The sequence below is a fragment of the Polaromonas sp. P4_H1 genome (genome assembly GCF_056400945.1).
This window is the reverse complement of sequence record NZ_JBFUKG010000099.1, coordinates 1-588: the sequence shown is the minus strand read 5'-3', so window position 1 is coordinate 588 and position 588 is coordinate 1. Positions and strand designations below refer to the sequence as shown.

The window sequence follows — 588 nt, the reverse complement described above, 5'->3', positions numbered from 1 at the left end:
CGGTGTCGCCCGAGGTCGCGACCACGATCGTGGTGCGCTGATTGCGCTTGGCGAGGACGTGATCCATCAGCCGCGCGATGAGCTGCATGGCGACGTCCTTGAACGCCAGCGTCGGGCCATGAAACAGCTCGAGCACGAACTGGTTCGGCGCGGTCTGGTCGAGCGGCACCACGGCGGGATGGCGGAAGGTGGCATAGGCCTCATTGGCCATGCGCCCGAGATCCTCGTCGGAAATCTCGCCGGCCACGAACGGCCGGAGCACCTCGACGGCGACTTCCCAATAGGGCCGGCCGAACAGCGACGCGATGGTCTCGGCTGACAACTGGGGCCAGACCTCGGGAATGTAGAGGCCGCCGTCGCGGGCAAGCCCGGTCAGCATGACATCGCAAAAACCGAGTTTCGGGGCCTCTCCCCGCGTCGAGATATAGGTCGTCAAGGCGTCCTCCAAAGGCGCGGAAACCGCCAAGCCTTTGATAATAATGGGGTTAAAACTTCACGCCGCGTGAAATCGAAGGGCACCATAATGGGTTTCGCCGGGCGAGGAAACCGACTTTGGCCAGGGTTCAGGCCCGCCGCTGGCCCCTGATC

General features: G+C 63.9%; 1 pseudogene. It reads right to left on the bottom strand.

The annotated features are described in order from the left end of the window. Positions 1–436, bottom strand: a pseudogene (locus AC1DS5_RS25310) (threonine synthase); the annotation flags it as partial. Positions 437–588: the final 152 nt, after the last annotated feature.